This window comes from Chthonomonas sp. (assembly GCA_016788115.1).
GTDB lineage: Bacteria > Armatimonadota > Fimbriimonadia > Fimbriimonadales > Fimbriimonadaceae > UBA2391.
Genome location: JAEURR010000006.1, coordinates 142718 through 163345 on the forward strand (window position 1 = coordinate 142718; position 20628 = coordinate 163345).

Sequence of the window (20628 nt, forward strand, 5' to 3'; positions counted from 1 at the left end):
CCTAGCACGAAGCGCTCTCAGTTTTTCTGTCGGTGCTCGCGGAGGAACGCCGGGATGTCCAAGTCAGACTCGTCGATGATGTCAGCCGGGTCAGACTGCTTCGGTCGCTCCGCGGCGGGCGACTTCTGGAAGATCGCCTGAGGATTGACGGTCGCTCCGTGGTTGCTGGGCGCAGAGAGCACGGAGGCGTCGATGGCCGGTTCAACAACCGCATGCGAGGTCGGAGCGGGCACTGGCGCGGGCATCACGGGAGCGGCGTGCATCATCGTCGCCTGAGCGACCTTTCGCCCCTCGGAAGTGAACGGGCTGAAGCCCGTGGCCAAAACGGTGATGCGGACCTCGTCGCGCATCGCTTCGTCCACCACTACGCCGAAGTAGATGTTGGCGTCACTCTCGTCGGTGAGCTGCTGGATGTACTCCATTGCCTCGGTCGCCTCGGTGAGGGTGAGGTCGCTTCCCGATGTAATATTGACCAGGAGCCCCTTCGCACCATGAATGGTCTGTTCCAGCAGCGGGCTGCTGACCGCGGACTGGGCGGCCTGGATGGCGCGGTACTCTCCCACCCCATAGCCGATACCCATCAGTGCTGGTCCGGCGCTGCTCATGACGGCCTTGACGTCCGCAAAGTCGACGTTTATTTGTCCGGGAATCGTAATGATATCGCTGATCCCTTGCACGCCTTGACGCAGAATGTCATCCGCGACCCGGAAAGCGTCCGTGAGCGTCGTGCGCTTTTCCACCACGCTCATCAACTTGTCGTTCGGGATGGTGATCATGGTGTCGACGCGACCCACAAGCGACGAAATCCCTTGCTCAGCCAACCGGCTGCGGCGGGGACCTTCGAAGGCGAAAGGACGGGTCACGACGGCGACGGCAAGCGCACCCACTTCGCGGGCGAGGTCTGCGACGACGGGGGCCGCACCAGTTCCGGTACCACCGCCCATGCCGGCGGTAATAAAGACCATGTCGGCACCTTCGAGCACCTTGCGGATCTCGGCTTTGGACTCTTCGGCGGCACTCTTGCCAACCTCAGGATTTCCTCCTGCACCCAAGCCACGCGTGAGATTCTCGCCCAGTTGAACCTTCTTCGGTGCCGCGCTGCTATCGAGCACTTGCACGTCCGTGTTCATGGCGATGAACTCCACGCCTTGGATGTCCGCGGCGATCATGCGGTTGACCGCATTCGATCCTCCGCCGCCGACGCCAATGACTTTGATGACTGCCGTTGTCGTGTTCACTAGTCCGTTACCCTCAAATAAAAGTTGCACTCTGTGGGAACAGGTGCGAGTCTTTGGTTGTACCCCCCAAAGTCTTTGCGATGGGGGCTCTGATGACTGAATTAAGCTTTGGTTGAGAAGATCGCCTTGAGAGTGCGAATCTTCAGCTTCCAATTCTCGATGCCGCTCGCGGGCGAGATCTCGTCCTCCTCGTGTTGGAGGACGTACTTCGCGGTTCCAACCGCTCCTGCCCACTCGGGCTTGTTCACATGCCCCGCATACGGGCCGGAAATCTTTGGCCGACCGAGGCGCACCTGCATGTGTTGCAGCGTGGACTCGAACAGCTCTTGTGCGCCCGGAAGTAGGCTCCCACCGCCCGTCAGGATGACTCCACCGGGGAGCACGCCGTTTAAGCCGCTTCGCTCGATCTGCTGGCGTACGAGCGTTGCGATCTCGCGCATGCGACTTTCGATGATCTCGGCGAGGACCCGCCGGTCCAGGTGGCGCGGCTGAGACTGTCCGATCTGCAGTACTTCGACGCTTCCCTTGCCATCGGCCATCGAGCTCAGCGCGCAGCCGTACGCGATCTTGAGCCGTTCCGACTCCTCGGGCGAGCATTTCAGGAGCTTGGAGAGGTCACTTGTGACCAAATTGCCGCCCACGGGCACGACCGCAGAGTAAGCCAGCGATCCACCCTGGAATACCGAGATGCTAGTCGATCCACCACCGATGTCAACCGACACCGTTCCGAGTTCGCGATCCTCTTCAGTGACGACCCCTAGTCCGCTCGCCAAAGGCTGCGCGACGATCTGGTCGACTTTGAAGCCCGCCATCTGGACCGCCTTTTCGATGTTCTGAAGATGGGTGATTGCCCCGGTGATGATGTGAGTCACGACCTCCAGCCTGCCGCCCGAGAGGCCGATCGGCTTCTGGATTCCCTTCTCGCCGTCGACGCGAAACTCTCGAGGCAAGGCGTGAATCTGTTCGCGATCCGGGGCTGGCAGAATCTGGCGGGAGTGGTTGATGACGTGCAGGACGTCCTCGCGGGTGATCATGCGAGACCGAGGGTAGATCGGTACGAAGCCCTGGCTGTTCATGCTCTCAAGGTGCGCTCCGCCCACCGTGACCACGATGGTCGAGGGGTGTTCGCCCGTCGAAGTCCGCACGCGGCGAATGACATCCTCGATCGCCTCTGCAGTCTGCTCTAGGTCGCTGACGACCGAGCGGTGCAAACCCCGGCACGGCGCATGCGCCGCAGCCTTCGCGATGACATCGCCACGCTCGCTCAGCTCTGCAGCCAGGCACGCGACTTTATTGGTCCCAAGATCAAGTAAGTAAGTCATGAAACAGTCTGATTGTCAGTTAGCATCCGCCTGGTTGGCCATAGCCGAAGAACCACTCGATTGCGCTTCGTTCTTGCGCCTAAGCTCGCGAGAGTCCTGCAGTTGGGTCAGCCAAAACCGGCGGATAAGACTGAGATTATTGAATATACGGACACCAAAAATGAAGGAACAGACGAGGAAAATGTCCACGTCGATGCGATCGCCAATCCAGGCAAGTCCGAAGGCGATCAAGCAGTTGAAAACGAATCCCGAAACGAAGACATCGGTGTGGAACTTCTTCTCGAGGCTGGCGCGAATTCCACCACAGAGACTGTCCAATCCGGCCAGGCTCGCCACACCTAGGTAAAGGCCTGTCACGCGGTCGATGGGTGCACCCAGGACTATTCCGAGGAGCACTCCCACGATGAGGCACGCAAACGGAATGAGGATCACCGTCGATCTCCTGGATCGCGCTTGGGTTTAGCCTCGACGGGCCGGGCAAACTTGCGATTCGTCGCACCGCTGAACGCGGGCAACATCATCTTCTGAACCTGTTCGATGCTGATCATCGTCGGACTCACGCTGGTGAGTTCCGAGACGATGCCCCCCGGCATCTTCAGCGCACCGTCAAGCGTGGCCGAATCGCCAATCGCTTGGATCATCACCGGGGATGCGATCTTCGTGGTGTCCACAAGGATGGTGGTGCCAACACACCTGAAACTCGTGCCAACGCTCACGCGCAAGCCGTTGACGGAGATCGCCTCGGCGCCCGCGTTCCAGAGTTCGTTCACCACCTTGAGCACGTCGCGGTCGTGGATGATCGCGGCTTCGGCATCCTCGTACTGGTTCTGCACATTGCTCGAGGCGTCGTTGAGCCGCACCAGCACGCCAGGTCCAGTAACTTCGGTAAGCCCCGCGAAGTTTTTCAGTTCCTGGAGCGAATCGTTAATGACCCGTGCCTGCTTGGTTCCGTCGGCGAGGGCGTTCTCAAGTCGAGTCTTGTCCTCGCGGAGCTTTGTGATCTCGTCTTGCTGCTTGCGGATGGTGAGCTGCTCGTCCGCCGATCCGCTGAGGACGCTCTGTCGCTGACTGATATCTCGCGCATCAAATCCCGTCCGGTGGGTCTTGCTAACGTAGGCGGTGGACATCATCGCGCCGAGTATCAACGCCATGATGCTCAAAGGCACCACCGGCGAGCTGTTGTTGATACGGCTCACGAAGGGGTTCATTGAAGTTACTTGGGAACGAAGACTGGATTGCTGGGCGCCGAGACGTTGAGCACTTTGACTCGACTGAGGATCTCGGGTTCGACCTCTACCGCACGTTTCAGCGCTGAAACTTTGTCGCGGAAGTTATCGAGCGTGCCCAGAATAATCGTGGCCTTGCCTTCCGTGGTCAAGGATACTTTACCGCCCTCATCCTGCACAAGACCCGTCACGCCGAATGCAGCGTTATCGCAAATCTCTGCACTCAGGTCGGCCGCCGCCTTGCCTGGCCACGTCCCCATCGCAGTAAAACTTGGGCGAAACGCCAGCGACGTCGCGGAAAACTGGATAGCTTCCGGATCGGAATCTGCACGTACCACGAGCGAACCGTCGGAGCAAAGTACAACATTACGGTCGCCGTCAACGACCGCGACGCTGCGTTTGTTCAAGATCGTTACGACTCCGGACCCGAAAAGATTTCGGCGTAAAGTTGCACGTTCGATCGAGGTATCACGCTGGATAAAGGATACGATTCGGTCCAAACTTGCACGTGCACTCGGAACATTCGCTAGCGCCTGGAGCCGCTTTCGGATCAGCGGTTGCTGCGCTTCATGTGCCCCGATCACGCGCACTCTGCGGATTTCGGTGACCGGTGAGAGGACGATTCCCAGGCCTAAATTCAAAAACAGGGCCGTCCAAAGCCAGGGGACGATATTCAGTCGAGCTCGCTTACGAGCCATCCCGCTCCATGGCGTCCCGCACAATCCGCTCGCACAGGGACTCAAAGTTGATACCCGCCACGGATGCGCTCAGCGGAAGCAGCGAAGTCGGGGTCATGCCTGGCAGCGTGTTCACCTCTAGGACTACCAGATCGTCCTCGGTCACAAACATATCGGTGCGAGTCGCGCCCGCACACCCCAGCGCCGCGTGAGCCCGCAGCGCATAGTCCGCAGCACGAGCTGTCATCTCGGGCGAGAGCCGAGCGGGACAGATCTCCTCGGTCGCGCCGGGGATGTACTTGTTCGCAAAGTCGTACTGCCCTGATCGCGGACGGATTTCTACAGCAGGTAGGACCGTGTCAATCAGCACAGGCACGGAAATCTCGACTCCAGTGATCCACTCCTCCACCAGGGCTTCCGCAGAGTAGGACAAAGCCTTTTGGACCGCTGACTTCAAGTCTGCCGGCGACTCCACGAAGCTCAGTCCGACGGTCGAACCTTGGGTATTGGGCTTGACAACGTAGCGGGTAACCCCAGGGAGTTCAACCGTGTCCTCAACGCGATCGACCTTGTACCCCTGCGGCACCCGAATTCCGGCCTGTGAGAGGATCTGCTTTGCTAGATTCTTGTCCATTGCGAGTGCACTCGATTGCACACCACTCCCCGTGTACGGGACGTGGAGGAGCTCGAAGAGTCCTTGGATCGCGCCGTCTTCGGCGTGGGTGCCGTGAACGGCCAAGAAGGCAACATCGGGTCGCTCCGTCGGCAGGTTCAATCCTGGATTGAGCAGGCACTCGCTGAGGTCCAAGAGCGTCACCGCGTAGCCGCGCGACTCCAACGCATCGGCGACTTTGGCACCCGAGTGGAGGCTCACTTCCCGTTCGGCCGAGTCTCCGCCATAGCAGACCCACACCCGCGTCGGACCCGGGCGATCAAACGACTCCGCGAACCGGTGCGTGAATTCGGTGATGGTGCCTGCTCCCATGCCGACGACCACATCGTCCGGTTGTAGAATCCGCGTGACTTCTCTCGGCAGAACGTGGCGGCTTGGGACGTACTTGTGAGGGACCGTGAGCATCTCGGCGATACGAGCCGAGCTGATGCCGGGTATCGGCTCTTCCCGCGCGCGGTAGATATCCGTGATCAGTACAAAGTCGGCGAGCGAAAGTGCAGACGCGAACTCATTAAGAAACTCAGCCGTGCGCGAGTACAGGTGAGGTTGAAAAACGATCACCAGGCGTCGCCCTGGATAGCGGTCGCGCAATGCCTGGATACTCGCCACGATCTCGGTGGGGTGGTGCGCGTAGTCGTCGATGATGGTAGGGCCCGATTCGCGCAGAACTTGCAATCGCCGCGCTGCGCCCCGAAAGGCCGCAATGCCCTTGGTCGCTTTGGTTTCATCTGCACCGGCCATTCGTGCGGCGAGTAGGGCCGCACCCGCGTTCAGTCGATTGTGCGCGCCTGGAGAAGCCAGTGGCTCCTCACCGACGAATGTGCTCGCGTCGTAGGGGACGACCATCCCGGCTAGGTTCAACGCCATGGTGCGGGCACCCTCGTCTTCGTCGCAGTAGACCACTCCCATGCGGGCCTTGCTGAGGAACCGTCCGACGGAGTCCTTCAGGTTCGCTTCGGTGCCGTGAAAATCGAGGTGATCGGCCTCAAGGTTGGTGAGAATCGCGATCTCGGGGTCGATGTCGTGGAAGCTGTCGTACGCCTCGCACGCCTCCACGACGGCCCAGTCGCCGCGGCCAAAGACCACTGCCCCGCCGAACTCCGGCACATCCGCACCAACCACGATCAACGGGTCGAGTCCACCGGCCCGCAATCCGGCACCGACCATCCCAGTTGTTGTGGTCTTCCCGTGGGTGCCGGTCACCGCAATGACGCGGCGATCGCCAAGCAACCACCCGAGCGCCTGGCTTCTTCGGAAGAGAGGCAAATTCAATTCTCGACCTCGGGCGACTTCCGGGCTCGTCTGCAGGTCGATCGCGTCGGTCAGGATGAGCCCCATGCCAGGCTTGATCGCGTCGCCCGAGTGTCCGATCTCCACCTGTATACCGAGATTCCTCAGCGCGGCGATGGTCGGCGAGTCGGTGGAATCAGAACCGCGCACGGTGAACCCCCGTTGGTGCAGGAGTTCTGCGACCCCCGCCATGCCCGCTCCCCCAATGCCCACGAGAAAGAACGTCGTGAACTCGCTCAGCCGCTCGCGCGCGGCGAATGCGGTCTTGATCTCGGAGGGTTGTCTCATTGTCTTAAGATTGTGGGCGAACCATCCTCGCGCCCGCCGCTTCCATCACGATCTTTGCGATCTCATGCACCGCATTCGGAGAATCCCAATCGGCGAGTGCCTTCTGGGCCGCCCCAATCCGATCCGACTCGCCGATCCAGGCCATCAGTCGCGATTCGATGGTGCTTGGTTGCAATTCGGACTCGGCGAGCATCGTCGCCGCTCCCATCTCCACGAACTCCTGCGCGTTTGCGCGCTGGTGATCTCCGAACGCATGTGGATACGGGATCAGCAACGACGGCTTTCGCAGCGCAGCCAACTCGGCGAGGGTTCCAGCTCCGCTTCGGCACATGGCGACCTCGGACGCGAACATCGCACCCGCCATCTCGGGAGCGTCCAGGTACGCGCGCAAAGTGTAGTGGTTCTGGGCACCCAATTTTCCGAGCGAAGCGATCATCGCCTCGTAGTGCCGCGGTCCCGTCACATGAATCCAGTGAATCGGGTGGCGGGCCATGCGGGTCGCGGTTGCGATCGCAGCCTCGTTGATCGCCTGGGCCCCTTGCGAACCACCGGTCACCAAGATCAGCGATCGGTGCGACTCTGAGGTTTGGGCGATGCCAAATCCCGCTTGCCCGCTACGAAACTCGGGGCGGATGGGCATGCCCGTGCGGATCACGCGCGTCCCTTCGAAGTGCTCGTGCCCCGAGCAAAAGACGGTGCATACCGCATGGGCGCTCCGGCCGAGAATCCGGTTCGTCCGGCCTGGCACCACATTCTGCTCGTGAATCACGTACGGGATCTTGAGCTTCCGCGCCGAACCTACGACCGGCGCGCTCGCGTATCCGCCCGTACTGAAGACCGCCGCCGGGCGATACTCTTCCATTTGGCGACGGACCTTCATCATCGCCTTGAGCAGATTCACAACTCCTCGAAGGCCGCGTACCGAAGTCAGCCGATAGAGCGGTTCACTGCCAAACCCACGGAATTCGATGGCCGCTCGATCACAGGCCTTCGATTCTTGGCCGCGCAAGCTACCCCAGTACTCGACCGAGCAGCCCTGACGATCCATCTCGCGCGCGACTTCAAGCGCGGGAAATACGTGGCCGCCGGTTCCGCCACCGGTTACGATGAGTTTCGCCAACCAAATCCTCCTGAGGTTGTTCCGCCACGGCAGACTGGGCAACGCCCATCGCCAGCCAAAGTGCTAACAGACTCGACCCGCCCGAACTGAAGAACGGCAGGGGTATCCCAATTGGCGGGAGTGTTCCGTTCGCCATCAATACATTGACACACGTCTGAATCGCAATCCATGACGCCACGCCGAGCAGATACAGCCTGGAAAACTCGCTGTTGGCCTGCTTCGCCAGCACGAACAGGCGGGCGACAATCGCACCGAGCAGGCCGAGCACTGCCAGCGAACCGACCAGTCCCGTCTCCTCGGCGATCGTGGCCGTCACGAAGTCCGTCGTCGCTGCGGGCAGCATGTGCTTCGCACGTCCGTTACCGACGCCGACTCCCTTGAGGCCGCCATCGGCCATCGCGATCTCACTCTGCACGGTCTGGTATCCGACATCGTCCATGTGCTCGGCAGTCCAGCGCGCGGGATGGTTAGTTATGCGCTCAAGTCGGTACGGTTCAAGTGTCGCGACTCCAATCAGCCCCACGAAACCAATCGCCCCCAAGGTGACCAGCGACTTGCGGCTCACGCCGCCCAGCCACAGCATCGCACCAGTGATGGCAAGAATCACAGCGGCGGTGCCCAGATCGGGTTCACGCTCCACCTTCAGGGCGAGAACGCCGACGAGCAAGAGCGGAATCGCCCGAACCAGCTTCGGCATTCCCACCCGATCAAGCCAGTCGAACCGATTCTTGACCTTGACCCTTTTCGGCCAGGGTTGACGCAACGCAAAGGCTCCCGCGAGGAAGAGGATCACGGCCCCTTTGGCGAACTCGCTCGGCTGGATCTGGATGGGCCCGACGCGCACCCAGCGTGTCGCTCCGCTCATGGTCTGGTTCAGACCAGGAACCATGACCAGCAACACCAATGCCAAACTGACGCCAAAAATCCACTTCGAGTAGCGCGACCAAATCCTAATCGGAATGAGCGCGGCCAATGCACCGAGGATCATGGCTGCGATCGTATAGATCAGCTGCATATTGAACTCGCGTGGAAGCAAGCTCCGATCTTTCAGGATGCTGCGCGCATAGCCCGCGTCGAAGATCGCAAACAGCCCCAGCAGAGTGCAGATGAGGCACAAGAGGAAAAGCCAAGGGTCTGCGGGCGCGAGTAGTCGGCGGATTAGTTGTTTAACCATTGGCTCACCATGCGAGAGAAGTCGTCACCGCGTTCGCGGAAGTTCGTGTAAGGGTCGGCGCTCGCACAACCGGGAGCGAGCATGATCACATGCCCCGAAGAAGCGAGCTGTGTGGCCCGCAAGAAGGCCGCACCCAGCGATTCGGCGTGCTCTACCTCGGTTAGACCCAAGCTAGAGGCGAGTGCAAATCGATGCTCAGAGAAGAGCACCGGCGTGTGGCCGGATTGCCGAAGGTATTCGCCGACCGGCCCAAAGTCGAGTCCCTTCATCGCGCCCCCCATCAGCAAGATCTGGTGCTGACGCATGGACCGCGAACTCGCGATGACCGCGCCGGGGTTGGTGCACATCGAATTGTTCACGACCAACACTCCGTCCTTCTGCCCCAGGTTCTGCATCCGGTAGTCGAGAGCGTGCATCGAGCGGATCGCATCGACAGCGGCTTGCGCCTGCGCCGCGGTGGTGCGCGTTCTTGCCGCCCCGACCATCGTAAGTGCCATCATCGCGTTCTGCACATTGTGCGAGCCCAGCAGGGGCATCTTGTCCAGTGCGAGCTCGACACCGCGCCAACCGATCGCGGAGTCGGACAGAGTCACCTCGCCAGGAACCGGTGCGATAGCGGCTCCATCACCGAGTACGGCTTCGATCTCAGTTCGGGGAACGGTCACCTCTTCGCGATTCCAGACCGCCGTGTCGCCGCGGCCCATCTTGCGGAAGATCCTGAGCTTGGTGTCGAAGTAGTCGCGGAACGTCGGGTGCCGATCCATATGATCGGGCGTGACCGTCGTGACGCACGCCGCGAGCGGCCGAAAGTCGCGAACCCACTCCAGCTGGAAGCTTGAAACTTCAGCAACCAGGAATCCATCTTCGGGCGTCGAATCCGCCGCCTCGGTGAGCGTGAGCTCCGGATAGCCGCTGCCACTGAGGTTTCCGCACAGCACCGCCTCCACCCCGGTCGCCTTCAGCGCCAGCCAGGTCATGACGGTCGTAGTGCTCTTGCCGTTCGTCCCCGTGATCGCCAAAATCGGAGCCTTTGCGATTCGGTAAGCGAACTCCACTTCGCTGATCACTTCCTTTCCGGCGGCGAGCGTATCGCGAATCGCCGGGTGATCCCGCCGGAATCCCGGCGAAGCGGTCAGTAAGTCGTGATCTTCTCCCGCAAGGTGACCGTGCCACCCAGTGACGACATCGATCCCCGCGCTCTCCAATCGCTCGAGCTCGGCAATGCGCTCGGGGGTGTCCGCCGACTTCTCGTCGAAAACCCTTACACGGGCTCCGCGCTTGGTCGCTGCGAGGGCGATGCCGACGCCCGAGCGACCCATCCCCGCCACTGCCATTCGGACCCCGTCCAGATTCACTTCAGTACCCCCGCAAGGATCGCGGTCCAGATGATGGCGAGGCCAGCGCACACGAGCTGGCTCAGGACAAACAGCGAAACGACCCGGGTCTCTGGCCAGCCCGCATCTTGAAACGCGTGGTGGATCGGAGTCTTGGGAAAAACGCGCTTGCCGCGGAGCTTCACGCTCGCAATTTGGATCGGAACCGGGACCAATTCGACGATGAGCACCAGCATCAGCAGGCACAGCGGCAGGAACCACAGCGTGGGAGCCATAACCGACCCGCGCAACAGCAAGTGTCCCACCGAGAATCCCAGGAGCGCACCGATGGGCAACGCTCCCACATCACCCATGAAGACCCGGGCAGGCGGTGCGTTGTAGTACAGGAATGGGATCAGTCCGCCGACGAGCGCGAGCATGATGTGAGGCAGTATCCACTCAGAACCCGAATAACCAGCAATGACGGCGATTGCCAGCGCGAGCACCAGTGCGAGCGAGCCAGCCAAGCCGTCCATTCCGTCCGCGAAATTGTAGGCATTGCTGAAAAACAGCACCAGAAACGTGAGGATCGCTACTTCGGTTACATTGTGCGAATACAGCAGCAGGATGGCGATGGTGAGGCCGACCTGCATGATCAGCTTCTGCTTCCAACCCAATCCTCGCTTGCCGGACAACATCCGCGGCACGACGTAGTCGTCGAAGAATCCGATAAGCCCGTACGCCAAGCACAGCAGCAGCGGCACCTTGGTGTGCGTTTGTGGGAAGCAGATGAGCGTCCCGGCAAAGAACCCCGCCAGTGTGATGAGTCCGCCCATGGTGGGTGTTCCCTGCTTGTGGGCATGCTCGGCGACGTGCTCGCTGATGGTCTGGCGCGATTTGACGCGAATCAGAAATCGGTAGATGAGTGGCGCGAGCAACCCTGAAACCGCCAGACTCACGATGAAGGCGACTCCCATTCGGAACGGCACCGCGTTCATAGGATCCCCTCCAGCGCGCGCTCAAGGAAGAGCGCTCGACTCCCCTTCACGAGCACGGTGTCCCCTTCGTTCGCGTCAACGAGCCGATCGTGGATGTCGTCCAGTGAAGTGGCTTGACTCAGGCGCGACGCGGGAAACCCAAGCGCGATCGCCTCTTCGGCGATCCATCGTGCCATGTCTCCAAACACGATCACCGAATCGACATCGGCCATGGCCAGCGCTCGCCCAACGAGTCGATGGCCCTGCTCGGCGGTGTCTCCCAGCTCGCGCATCTCACCCAGGACGGCGACGCGTCGCCCCGCCGAATCGACTTCCATGAGCGTCTTTAGCGCGGCAACCATCGAGTCGGGGCTGGCATTGTAATTATCCAAGACGTACGTGACCCCGGCGGCCTCGCGCGTTTCCATGCGCATGGCCGGGATCGTGGCGTTCTGCAGAGACTTCGCGGCATCTGCCAGGTTCACTCCGCACTCAACGGCAGCGACAATCGCGCTCGCAGCGTTGACGGCCTGGTGCTTTCCCACGGTCGGCAACACCGCGCTGAACTCCTCGCCGCGGAACACTCCACGAATCTGACTCTGGTTCCAACCTTGCGAGCGGTACCCGACGATCCGACAGTCTGCGTCCGGTGAGAAACCAAAGGTAATGACCTCGTGAGGTGCGAGCGACCGCAGCGTCCCGATGAAATCGTCTTCCGCCCACAGGATCGCGGGCCCAGTCAGGTGCGAAAGGATCTCGGCCTTGGCTCGGGCGATCCCCTCGCGAGATCCGACCATCTCGATGTGCGCCGTCCCGATCATCGTGATGATCGCCAGATTCGGCTGGGTGAGCTGGGCCAGGTGGTCGATTTGCCCAAAGCCGCGCATCGCCATTTCCGAAACGACTGCCTTGGTTGAGCCCTCAAGCTCGGCCCAGATCAAGGGAGCGGTGTACTCGGTGTTCTTGTTGCCCGGGTTCTTGAGGATGCTCCCCAGCGGGGACAGAGCGGCCGCGGTGAACTCCTTTGCGCTCGTCTTGCCATTGCTTCCCGTAATGCCCACGACAGGCCCACCAAACTCGGCGCGCTTACTCTTGGCGAATCCAGCCAGCGCTTGCACCAGGTCGGGCACAAGGATGTGCGGAACCGGGACAGGACGTTCGGCCAGCACTGCGATCGCCCCTGCAGCGACCACGCCTTCGGCGAAGTCGTGACCGTCCACCTGAGCACCCTTGATCGCAAGGAACAGTGATCCCTGAGTTACTTCCCGACTGTCCGTCGCAAAGCCGGTGATCGGCTCCGAGCCGCTCAAGCCAACGAGCGAACCACCGCATCGTTCGGCGAAATCGGCAGTGGTGATCGCAATCACGCTCGCACCGCCAGCGCCTCGCGGGCCAATTCGCGATCGTCCATAGGAATCGCGGTGTAACCAATCACCTGAACGGTTTCGTGTCCCTTGCCAGCGATGACCACCACGTCGCCCGGTTCGGCGATCGCAACGGCCCGTCGGATCGCCTCGCGACGATCGGTCACTCGTTCGTGGGGGAATCCAGCAGGCAGACCGCGCACGACCTCATCGAGAATGGTCTCCGGGTCTTCAGTGCGAGGATTGTCGCTCGTGGCGATGACCAGGTCGCTCGACTTGGCGGCAGCCGCAGCCATCAGCGGACGCTTGGTCCGGTCCCGGTCGCCTCCGCATCCAAAGACGGTGATGATCTTGCGCGGATGGGTCGCGATCGCGCTTCCCAGAAGTTTCTCTAGTGCGTCTGGCGTGTGGGCATAGTCCACGATCACGCCAATCCCTAGCGAATTGGGTACCGATTCGAACCGCCCCGGCACGGGGGTGACTTGACTCAGCGCATGGGCCGCATCGGACTCCGAGTATCCAAGTGCAAGAAGTGTTGCCGCGGTTGCGGTCAAGTTCTGGATGTTGAACGCCCCACCCACCGCCGCATTGAACCCGTGGGCTCCGTTCAGCTGTCCGGCGATGTTGGAGACGCCGACTGACGGATTCGCAATGTGCACCCCGCCCTCACCGAACCGCAAGACGGGAGTCGGCAACTCGGCGCTCCAGTGGCGTCCGACGGGATCGTCGGTATTCAGTACCGCGACGAAGGGACGTGGGCTGGCCATCGCGTATTCCGTGAAGAGCAGTTTCTTCGCCTCGGAGTACGCGTGCATCGACTGGTGGTAGTCCAAATGGTCTTGCGTCAGGTTCGTGAAAACCCCCGCCGCGAAGCTCACTCCCGCGAGCCGACGCTGCACCAGCGCGTGGCTGCTCGCTTCCATCACGAGGTCCGTGCAGCCCGCCTGCCTGGCTTGGCGAAGCATCGTCCACAATTCAACCGGAAACGGCGTCGTATTGGCAAGCGGCATCACGTCGCTGCCACACGCGAATCCAAGCGTTCCCAAGTACGCCGCCTTGCAACCCAAGCTGCTCAAGGCGTCGCGCAGCATCCAAGCGACGGTCGACTTGCCGTTCGTACCGGTCACCCCGATGACGCGCATTGAGAGGGTCGGATCGTCCGGAGCGCTTGCCCGGCACAGCCGCCCGAGCGAGGCATAGAACCGATGTCCCTCATCGCGGATAAGGATATGCGGTATCCCGACCGCGCGCGCGTGGTCCAGTCCCGAATCGTTACGGACGAGCGCTGCGACCGCGCCGTGCTCCCGCGCCTGGCCGATGAATGCTCCTGTGTCAGAGCGCTCACTGGGCATCGTAACGTACAGCGCGCCCGCCTGGGGCGAGCGCGAATCCGCACAAAGCGATTGAACTTCGCAGTCGCCTTGGTCAATGAGGTCGGCAGCGACCCCGGCCCGTTGCAGCAGCTCGACGAGGGTCATTTCGCGGCCTCAGAACGCCCTGATGAACCGGCATCGGTACGCAGTACCTCTTCCGCGATCGCGCGGAACACGGGGCCAGCGACTTCTGCGCCGTAAATCTTGCCTGCGCTTGGGTTGTCAATCATGACCAAGATCACCGCGCGTGGATTCTCGGCCGGGACGTAACCAATGAAGCTGGACACGTGACCGCTCGCACCGCCGCCGATCTTCTCGGCCGTACCCGTCTTGCCCGCCAGCCGCACGCCGGGGATTCGAAGCTTCTTGCCGGTGCCTGCATCCGTTTCGATGACACTCTCCATGAGTTTCATCACTTGGTGAGCGACGTCCGGGCTGAACACCCGCGCCGCCTTCTGAACCGGCTGGTCTTTCAGACCAATCCGCTTCACCAGTCGTGGCTGCATCCGCACGCCACCATTGGCGAGACTGGTGAACGCGCTGGCGAGCCCGATGGGCGTACAGCTGATCGACTGACCGAAGCCAACATTCGCGATTTGCAAGGACTGTGCAACCTCCTTGAAGTTGAACAATCCTGCGACCTCGTTTTGCACGCCGATCTTGGTTTTGTGCAAAAGACCCAGACGATCGATGTAGTCGAGCATCGGCTTGTAGCCGACTTTGCGCGCCCAAGTGGAGGCGGCGACATTACAGCTCTTCGCGATTGCAAGCTCCGAGTCAACTAAGCCGTGGGCGCGGTTGCCATGGTGCAAGTCGCAGCGCACGCGATACCCCTTCCCCCAGTGGATTTCTCCTTGGCACTGCGTCGTATCGTGTACACCGACCACTCCCGCGTCAAGCGCAGCGGCGAGGGTGAGAATCTTGAACGTCGAACCGGGCTCGTACACTTCCGAGTAGTTCGGGTCGAACCCCAAGATCGGACGACCCGCACCGGGGTCCGCCGCGGGCCAGCTTGTCATCGCGAGAATATCGCCACTGGTCGGCTCCATGACGATCGCCACTCCGCTGGTGGCGCGGTTTTCAGTGACCGCAGTACGGAGCAACTGGGTCGCTGAGACCTGCAAACTGACATTGAGCGTGAGTTGTACCGGTTCACCGTCTTGCTTCTCCTGCGATTCGGCTTCCATGCGCATTGGCAAGAACGCACCCGTACGGTCGATCAGACCCACACGCTTCCCGTCCTTTCCGGCGAGCACGGAGTCAAACGTCATCTCCAGCCCACCTTCTGCCTTGGTCGAGTAGGTGCCCAGCAGCGACCCCGTCGCCTCACCGAGCGGATAGATCCGCTTCGACGTCCGGGCGAGCGAGATCCCGTGTGCCACCCAGTCCTTCTTCACCTTGCGAATCCGGGTCGCTTGCTCGGGCCCGATCTTCTTGGGCCACGAGAGTGACTTCCGGCCGGATGCGACGGCCTGAGCAATCTCAGTGGGCGAGACCCCTGCAGCTTCACCAAACGCAACGTAGAAGCCGGGCACGTGGGGCACGTTCATGAGCGTCATGCTCAGATCAAACTGGTCCACGCTCTGGGCCAAGACCTTGTCATCGCCGCTGAAGATGCTTGCTCGGTTGGCGACTTCCTGTCGTTCCACCGTATAGCGGCCAGCCTTCTTGGCTTTCTGGATGGTGCCAGCCGCGCTGAAGATCTGCTTGTAACCCTGGGAAAAGCCAGTCGCCACAAACAGTCCCAGCACGACCCACGCGAGTCGGCCCGATCGTGATTGCAGGTTAACGGGTGCTTGCGACACGGCCTAGTCCTTCCACGGTCCTCGGCTGCGCAACGTACTCACGCGCGACGAAGCCGCGTGAAACCGCCCACTGGTCGATGGCACCTAAGGAAGAGAGACGGCTGATTTCACCCTGAAGTCGCGCGACTTCCGCCTTTGCAAGCTTTGCGCGCTCAGTGGCCCGTAGTGCGTCACGGCGCGCCGCTTCCATCTGGCAATTCGCCAAGAGAGCGCTACACGCATAGGTCATGAGCGCCACGCTGCACCAGACCCCCGCCCACGACGCAACCCTGTTGCCGGGTCTCGGTCGCCGACGTACCTTCACTTGGGTTGAAACGCGGCGGCGGGCTTTGGTCGAAACCGATCCGTGCGCGCGGGTTCGGGTCCTCGGGCGCTTCAGCTCGACTTCGACGGGTTCAGGCAACAACAGGGCACTCATGATTTCCTCCGGATAGCGCGAAGCTTTGCGCTTCGACTCTTGGGGTTGTCTCGTACTTCCAGTTCGCTTGGCACGAGAGGCTTCTTGTAGAGGGTTTCAAACTCGCTCGACTCTTCGAGCCCACGGAAGGCCATCTTGGCGGCGCGATCCTCGCCGCTGTGATAGCTCAGTACAACCATCGTGCCGCCAGGTGCCAGCGCATCGGCGGCATTTTCAAGGCACTCCTGCAGCTTCTCAAGCTCGCGGTTCACCGCGATCCGAATGGCTTGGAACGTGCGCGTAGCGAAGTGGATCCGTTTGTCGCGCTTGCTTGGCGGGATCGAAGCCGCCACCGCATCGACCAGGTCGAGTGTCGTGTGCAGCGGGCTCTCTTTGCGGCGACTCACGATCACTTGGGCAATCTTCCGCGCCCATCGCTCGTCACCGAATTCCCACAGGGCTCGCTCGATCTCGCCCGCGCTGGCTCGGTTCAGCCAAGCGGATGCAGGTTCACCGGTCGAGCGGTCCATGCGCATGTCCAACGGGCCGTCTTCTTGAAAGCTGATACCGCGCTTGGGATCCATGATCTGCGCGTTGTTCAGCCCAAGGTCAAGCAAGATGCCATCGGCCTTCTTCTCGGTCCCAACCGCGGAGGACATGGAGTCAGACAGCGCGCGATAGTCGGTATGGAAGAGATGAACTTCCACGCCTTTCACTGCATTCAATCGCTCACGCGCTACCTCCAGCATTCCTTTATCCCAATCCAATCCAATGAGGACTCCACCGGGAGCGATGGCCGCCGCCATCTCCAGCGAGTGCCCCGCCAATCCCACGGTCCCATCGACCACAACGGCTCCTGGCCGCAACTCCAACGCCTGGAGCACCTCGGCCACCATGACCGAACGATGCTCTGCCAACACTAGCCCCCGTTCGACTCTTGCATGAGTTGGTAAGCCGCCTCATACGTTGCACGTCGCCCTTTGTTGTATTCAGCCGGGTACTTCGTAAACTCGGCGTACTCGTCCGCAGGCCAGAACTCGACCCGATCGCCGAGCCCGATGATCTTCACGCGATCCGCAATCTTCGCCGCAGCTCGCAAGTGGGCAGGGATCATGAATCGACCTGCCGAGTCGCAGGACATTTCGTCCACCGCGTCGGCCATCGTCAGCCGAGTCAACTGATCGCGCCCTTGGTTGATGCTTGAGCGGTTCAGAATCTCGTTGCAGTGTCGAATCCAAGTGGCAAGTGGATAAGCAACCAAGCATCCGAGCACGCCGATCGCTAACACGAAGTCATCGCCCAATCGATCGCGCTTCTTCTTGCTCAGCAGAACGCGGCCACGCTCATCAACGGTCGCCTCTTCAGTACCGATGAGCGGGAGGAGTTCTCGTTCGCTTGCTTGGGCTTCCACGGTCATTCCCTCGGTGTTGAAAAGCCGGCATTCGCCTCATGCTTGCCGGCCCTTCGTAGAATTTGGGTAGAGCACCCCGCCCCGCCCCGCTTTGCCATCACCCTCCTGGCTCAGTCATCGCGTAACAAGAAATATAGCTCCCTTTATCGGCGAAGACAACCTCAAAATGGGTGATACATGGGATTCTCCAAAAATGCATCAAAACTCTACTACCGCTTCAACTCTTTGTCTACCTAAATACTCAAAAATGAGATACGAGATCTTGGGCAGATAATGGGAATCAGCCTTACGTCTACTACCGCAGTGGGGTTCCCAGCCCTATACTCATGGGCACAAGAAAATCGGCGCGCCCTTCGTGGGGGTGCGCCGACTTCGTGTCACCAGTGACAGCGGTTACTCGTCTTGCCAGCAAACGAGCGAGAGTTCGCTGCGCACATTGACATCGGGATGCGACGGAACGACGCGACACACGTAACCCTTGTGACCATTCTCCGTGCACGGGATGGTGGCGATGAACCGTGAACCTGCACCGGCATGCTCTGCAACGTATGTGGTGACTGTGCCCAGTTCTCGCCCACTCAGCACCTTGCCCACGAGAACTTCCACCTTGATGTCGCTCGGCTCCAGTGCGCCCAGCTCGAGATCAATGGTCACCGTGAAAGTGTCACCAACACGATTCTTTCGCGATGCGGTGTCGGCGGCAGACACGAATTTCAGGGAGTCCCAGTTCTTGCGGACACGGTCACGCCACACCAGCGCGGCTTTCGCGCGCGCCTGGCCGTTCGCGCTCAGTCCGATGAAAGACTCGCTGCTCGGCATGTAGAACCGCTGCGCATACTCGCCGACCATTCGGCTTGTCGAGTAGACCGGCGCGAGGTCCCGCATGCTCCGCTTCATCATCTCGACCCAGGCGAGCGGATATCCCGCCTCGCCCCGGTTGTAGAACATCGGCGCGATCTCCGACTCGATGATATGATAGAGCGCGCGGCTGTCCAGCCAATCCTGCTGCGCATAGTCTGCGGCTTGGCTTTCGTCTCCGATCGCCCAGCCGTTACCCGGCTCATATCCTTCTGCCCACCAGCCGTCCAATACCGAGCAGTTGAGACCGCCGTTCGGAACGACTTTCATGCCGCTGGTTCCGCTGGCCTCCATCGGCCGACGCGGGTTGTTGAGCCACACGTCCACGCCTTGAACCAAATGGCGGGCGACTTCCATATCGTAATCTTCAAGGAAGAGCATCCGGGCCGAGCCGCCCTCATGATTGATGTAGTTCGCAATCTCTTGGATCAGCTTCTTGCCACCGTCATCGCGCGGGTGCGACTTGCCCGCAAAGACGAACTGAACGGGTCGGTCGGGATGGAACAAGATCTTGTGCAGTCGTTCTCGGTCCGTGAACAGCAGGCTTGCACGCTTGTAGGTGGCAAAGCGGCGGGCGAACCCTATCGTCAACACGCGCGGGTCGAGCACGCTGCTTCCCGCGCTGATCTCGGGTCGGCTCGCGTTGCGACCGAGCATGCTCTTGACGTGCCGACGACGGCAGTAGCGGATAAAGTCGCCGCGCTGGTTCTCGCGCATCTCCCAAAGATCGTGGTCGGGAATTGCTTCGGCCGCCTTGGCCCAGGTCTCCGGCGAACTGGAGTCGTTGCGCCAATCGGGGCCGACGTACTTGTCCAGCAAATCGCCCATGCGACGGCCGATCCAGGTGCCGGTGTGAATGCCATTCGTCACCGCTTCGATGGGGACTTCCTCGCGGGGGTACTCCTTCCATCGAGCGTTGAACATCCCACGCGACACTTCGGCGTGCAGCTTGGAAACGCCGTTCACGAAGTTCGCGTTCTCCATCGCCAACACAGCCATGTTGAAATCTTCGTTGGCGTTGTCCGGAGCAAATCTGCCGTAACGTAGAAAATCTTCGTAGGGGATCCCCAGCGACTCGATTTCCTTCTTCATGTACTGGGCGATCATCTCCTGCCGGAAGACGTCGAACCCTGCGGGGACTGGCGTGTGCGTCGTAAAGACGTTCCCCGCCACGACGATCTGGCGTGCAGTACGGACGTCGCAGTTGTGCTCCTTCATGAGCTGCTTCATCCGCTCGATGGCGAGGAAGGCAGCGTGCCCTTCGTTCATGTGGCATACCGTCGGCTTGATACCGAGCGCGCTAAGCGCGCGCATGCCGCCGATGCCCAGGATCATTTCCTGGCGGATGCGCATGTTCTCGTCGCCGCCGTACAGCGTATCGGTGATTCCCTGATCTTCCGCACGATTTTCGAGCACGTTGCTATCGAGCAGCAAGAGCTCGATACGCCCGACACGCGCCTTCCAGATCTGGCACGTGACCACGCGGTCCGGGAAATCGACGGAAACCCGGATCGGTTGGTCGTCCTGGCCTCGCAGGAGTTCCAGTGGGAACTGGTAGTAGTCGTAGTTCGGATAGCGCTCGACCTGCCAACCATCGGCATTGAGGGTCTGGCGGAAGTAGCCACGCGAGTAGAGCAAGCCCACGCCAACGAGGGGCAGGCCGAGGTCGGAGGCCGCCTTCAGGTGGTCGCCAGCAAGGATGCCGAGGCCGCCCGAGTAGATCGGCAACGATTCGACAATGCCGAACTCGGCGCAGAAGTAGGCGATTCGGGTCTCGTCGCGCTTGCCGGGGTAGGTGCGATCGAACCAACTATCGTCGGCCAAATAGGCGTCTAGGTCCTTTTCGCAAAGGTTGAGTTTGGTCAAGAAGACTGAGTCCGCGCACAGCTTGTCAATTCGCTCCTCATCGATACGATTGATCAGCTCCATGGGGTTGTGCTCGACTTGAGCCCAAACCTGCGGGTCGACTTCTTCAAACAGCGCTTGCGTTTCGTGATGCCAGGTCCACCGGAAATTCATCGCCAGCTTGCGCAAAGCGCGCAAGGGCTCCGGAAGCTCGGTGGAAACTTCAAAAGAGTGTGCGTATTTGAGGAGCTTCATGGGTTACCCGTAATAATATCGG

At 60.9% G+C, this 20628-nt stretch carries 17 protein-coding genes; all 17 read right to left on the bottom strand.

From position 1 onward, the window contains the following. Positions 1-17 precede the first annotated feature (17 nt). Positions 18-1238 (bottom strand): cell division protein FtsZ, encoded by a 1221-nt coding sequence (gene ftsZ / locus JNM85_05790; protein MBL8087567.1) that lies wholly within the window; start codon positions 1236-1238, stop codon positions 18-20. 101 nt (positions 1239-1339) lie between these two features. Then, positions 1340-2560: a cell division protein FtsA gene (ftsA, locus tag JNM85_05795; protein MBL8087568.1), complete on the bottom strand. Its 1221-nt coding sequence runs from the start codon at positions 2558-2560 to the stop codon at positions 1340-1342. Positions 2561-2575: 15 nt separating this feature from the next. Beyond that, positions 2576-2992, bottom strand: a complete 417-nt coding sequence (locus tag JNM85_05800) for a small basic family protein (protein MBL8087569.1) — start codon at positions 2990-2992, stop codon at positions 2576-2578. Next, positions 2989-3768 carry a DUF881 domain-containing protein gene (locus JNM85_05805; GenBank protein MBL8087570.1) on the bottom strand — a complete coding sequence of 260 codons (780 nt, stop codon included), beginning with the start codon at positions 3766-3768 and terminating at the stop codon, positions 2989-2991. Before JNM85_05805 ends, JNM85_05800 begins: the two co-directional genes overlap by 4 nt. Before the next feature lie 5 nt (positions 3769-3773). After that, positions 3774-4193 carry a hypothetical protein gene (locus JNM85_05810; protein ID MBL8087571.1) on the bottom strand — a complete coding sequence of 140 codons (420 nt, stop codon included), beginning with the start codon at positions 4191-4193 and terminating at the stop codon, positions 3774-3776. A 280-nt stretch (positions 4194-4473) separates the two neighbouring features. Next, positions 4474-6714: a D-alanine--D-alanine ligase gene (locus tag JNM85_05815; protein MBL8087572.1), complete on the bottom strand. Its 2241-nt coding sequence runs from the start codon at positions 6712-6714 to the stop codon at positions 4474-4476. A 4-nt stretch (positions 6715-6718) separates the two neighbouring features. Beyond that, a complete protein-coding gene (gene murG / locus JNM85_05820; GenBank protein MBL8087573.1) occupies positions 6719-7834 on the bottom strand; it encodes an undecaprenyldiphospho-muramoylpentapeptide beta-N-acetylglucosaminyltransferase in 1116 nt (371 codons plus the stop codon). Next, complete coding sequence (locus JNM85_05825) at positions 7776-9008, bottom strand: cell division protein FtsW (protein MBL8087574.1); 1233 nt, start codon at positions 9006-9008, stop codon at positions 7776-7778. The genes murG and JNM85_05825 overlap by 59 nt, the downstream gene beginning before the upstream one ends. Beyond that, the gene (gene murD, locus JNM85_05830; GenBank protein ID MBL8087575.1) at positions 8993-10363 is read right to left on the bottom strand and encodes a UDP-N-acetylmuramoyl-L-alanine--D-glutamate ligase; all 1371 of its coding nucleotides are present in this window, start codon (positions 10361-10363) and stop codon (positions 8993-8995) included. Before murD ends, JNM85_05825 begins: the two co-directional genes overlap by 16 nt. Beyond that, positions 10360-11319, bottom strand: coding sequence for a hypothetical protein (locus tag JNM85_05835; protein ID MBL8087576.1), 960 nt, complete (start codon positions 11317-11319; stop codon positions 10360-10362). The genes murD and JNM85_05835 overlap by 4 nt, the downstream gene beginning before the upstream one ends. Continuing rightward, positions 11316-12665 (bottom strand): UDP-N-acetylmuramoyl-tripeptide--D-alanyl-D-alanine ligase, encoded by a 1350-nt coding sequence (locus JNM85_05840; GenBank protein MBL8087577.1) that lies wholly within the window; start codon positions 12663-12665, stop codon positions 11316-11318. The genes JNM85_05835 and JNM85_05840 overlap by 4 nt, the downstream gene beginning before the upstream one ends. Beyond that, entirely contained in the window at positions 12662-14140 is a 1479-nt protein-coding gene (locus JNM85_05845) for a UDP-N-acetylmuramoyl-L-alanyl-D-glutamate--2,6-diaminopimelate ligase (protein MBL8087578.1), read from the bottom strand. Before JNM85_05845 ends, JNM85_05840 begins: the two co-directional genes overlap by 4 nt. Beyond that, a complete protein-coding gene (locus JNM85_05850; GenBank protein MBL8087579.1) occupies positions 14137-15840 on the bottom strand; it encodes a penicillin-binding protein 2 in 1704 nt (567 codons plus the stop codon). Before JNM85_05850 ends, JNM85_05845 begins: the two co-directional genes overlap by 4 nt. Then, complete coding sequence (locus JNM85_05855; protein MBL8087580.1) at positions 15821-16258, bottom strand: hypothetical protein; 438 nt, start codon at positions 16256-16258, stop codon at positions 15821-15823. Before JNM85_05855 ends, JNM85_05850 begins: the two co-directional genes overlap by 20 nt. Beyond that, positions 16255-17154 carry a 16S rRNA (cytosine(1402)-N(4))-methyltransferase RsmH gene (gene rsmH, locus JNM85_05860; GenBank protein ID MBL8087581.1) on the bottom strand — a complete coding sequence of 300 codons (900 nt, stop codon included), beginning with the start codon at positions 17152-17154 and terminating at the stop codon, positions 16255-16257. Before rsmH ends, JNM85_05855 begins: the two co-directional genes overlap by 4 nt. A gap of 2 nt (positions 17155-17156) precedes the next feature. Further along, positions 17157-17648 carry a hypothetical protein gene (locus JNM85_05865; GenBank protein ID MBL8087582.1) on the bottom strand — a complete coding sequence of 164 codons (492 nt, stop codon included), beginning with the start codon at positions 17646-17648 and terminating at the stop codon, positions 17157-17159. Between the two features lie 393 nt (positions 17649-18041). Further along, positions 18042-20606, bottom strand: coding sequence for an alpha-glucan family phosphorylase (glgP, locus tag JNM85_05870; protein ID MBL8087583.1), 2565 nt, complete (start codon positions 20604-20606; stop codon positions 18042-18044). Positions 20607-20628: the final 22 nt, after the last annotated feature.